General features: G+C 77.4%; 1 protein-coding gene. It reads right to left on the minus strand.

Going from position 1 to position 420, the window contains the following annotated elements; all coding sequences use genetic code 11:
* Positions 1-128: 128 nt before the first annotated feature.
* Positions 129-420: response regulator (locus BI06_RS45320; RefSeq protein WP_043479148.1), on the minus strand; the 292-nt coding region annotated here is incomplete at its 5' end.

The following is a 420-nucleotide window of genomic DNA, read 5'->3' on the forward strand; positions in this document are numbered from 1 at the left end:
CCGGACGGCCCCGGCGAGCTGCCGCGCGACCGCGCCCTGCGCCGACCCCGGGCCCTCGGCGGGCTCCGCGCCCGGTCGGGTGCCGTACGGGGGGACGCCCGGCGGGCCGCCGGGCCGGGGACCGTCGCTCATGACACGTCCAGCCAGTGCCGCATCCGTTCCAGCAGCAGCGTGGTGTCCACGGGCTTGCTGACATGGTCGTCGGCGCCGGCGGCGAGGCTCTTGGCCCGGTCACCGGCCATCGCCTTGGCGGTGACGGCGACGATCGGGATCCGGCCGAACCGCTCGTCGGCGCGGATGGCGGCGATGGCGGCGTAGCCGTCGAGGCCGGGCATCATCACGTCCATCAGCACCAGGTCCGTCTCCGGGTGGGCGCGCAGCAGGTCGAGCCCGGCGCGGCCGTCGGCGGCGTGCAGGACG

It is taken from the genome of Kitasatospora sp. MBT66, from assembly GCF_000710405.2.
In the GTDB taxonomy this organism is placed as follows: domain Bacteria; phylum Actinomycetota; class Actinomycetes; order Streptomycetales; family Streptomycetaceae; genus Kitasatospora; species Kitasatospora purpeofusca.